Source organism: Megasphaera hutchinsoni, from assembly GCF_001553405.1.
Taxonomy (GTDB): Bacteria; Bacillota; Negativicutes; order Veillonellales; family Megasphaeraceae; genus Megasphaera; species Megasphaera hutchinsoni.
The window spans coordinates 369,209-371,035 of record NZ_KQ960952.1 but is presented as its reverse complement, the minus strand read 5'-3'; the positions used below and the strand labels follow the sequence as shown (position 1 = coordinate 371,035).

General features: G+C 44.9%; 1 pseudogene. It reads left to right on the top strand.

The window, feature by feature from the left end:
• Window positions 1–1,827 (top strand): annotated as a pseudogene (locus HMPREF3182_RS07710) (ESPR-type extended signal peptide-containing protein); the annotation flags it as partial.

Here is a 1,827-nt window from a genome sequence, read left to right as displayed (position 1 = left end):
CAACCGTAGATGATTTGAAACGGGTAGGCTTTGTAGTAGCTGACGGAGCAAATTATCATGCCACCGTGACCAATGCACAAACCGTTAAATTTGTCGGCGAAGGTTTGGCAGAAGTAAGCGGTAAGACGGAAGATAATGTACGTACATTTACGGTGAAAGTCGATGACAAGAAAGTGGCTGATGCCGTAAAGAGCATAAACGATAAAGCCGGAAACGCTCCGACACAGTATGTAGATAAAGACGGTAATCCGCTTGTCAAAGTAGGGGATAAATATTATCCGAAAGACAAGGTAGGCGATGATGGGCAACTTAAACCGGATGCACAGGCAGTGGAACCGGCAGGTATCCAGGTAGGTGAAAAAGGTAAAACGACACAGCTCACCAATGTAGCACCGGCAACGGAAGCTATTAATAAAGCCGATGACCCGACTAACGGCTTGGCAGATTTGGCGAATGCGAAAGACGGTACGGTAGCAACAGTGGCAGATTTGAAGAAATTGGGATTTGTCATTAAAGGTAAAGCGGAAGATGGAACAACCGATGTTGTTGCACAGGTAAAACATGCCGATACGGTAGAATTTGCCGGTGAAGATTTGGCCAAAGTCATTACGGAATCTGCAAATGGTGTAAGTAAAGTAACCGTCAAGGTAAATAAAGAAGAGATTGCCAAAGCGGTCAATGCAGAAAATGCGAAGAAGGGCTCTGAACCGACAACGTATGTAGATGAGAACGGCGATCCGCTTGTAAAAGGTGATGATGGTAAGTATTACAAACCGAAAGCAGACGGTACACCGGATACAGACGCAGGAGAAAAGACACCGGCAGGTATACGTTTGGGTGAAAAAGACAAACCGATTCAGCTTGATAATGTAGCTCGTGGCACGGAATCTAAACCGGTTAAGGGAGAAGATGGCAATCCTATTATGGGAACTGGCAGTAAACCGGTACAGTTGGCAGATTTGAAAGATGCGAAAGACACTAAAGTAGCCACCGTAGGTGATTTGAAGGATATGGGCTTTATTCTGGGAGCCAGTGTGAATGCAGCTAGTGGTGCCAACGCATATCAAGATGTAGTGAAAAACGGTAACAAAGTGAAGTTTGTCGGATACGGCGGTGCGTGGATCAGCGGTAAAACCGCTCCGGACGGTACACGTATTATTACCATTGATGTAAATGCGGACAATTTGGTAACAGGTACTCAGAATGCCATTCAGTATGTGGATGGTCAAGGAAACCGCATGATTCCCATGCTGCAAAAAGGAAAGGAAGTATTGTATTACAATGCCGCAGATAATCCGGTAAAACATAAGGCGCCGAACGGTGAAGATGCTGTATATAAAGCCAGCGATATTATTGATGATGCCGGTACATTAAAAGCGGATGCTCAACCGTTGCAAGGTAAGAAAGCCGGAGAAGTACCGAATTTAGGCGTAGCACTGGTTCATCCGAACGGCAGTGCAGAAACTGACAAAGGAACCGTATTGCGTAATGTAGGTGAAGGTACGGCAACTATTGGAGCACCTCAAAATGCTGATGATAAAGTCGGAAAAGCTAAAGAAGGACTCGCAGATTTGGATAAGTCCAAAGATACGAATGGCCTCAGCGTAGCGGATGCGAAGAAACTCGGATTTGTTATTAAAGGTAAAGCGGCCGATGGTACTACAGATGTAACCGGTCAAGTGAAACATGCCAATACGGTAGAATTTGCCGGGGAAGATCTGGCGAAAGTTATTACCGAATCTGCAAACGGTGTAAGCAAAGTAACTGTCAAGGTAAATAAAGAAGATATTGTTAAAGTAGTGAATGACGCAAATGACAAGAAGGGAT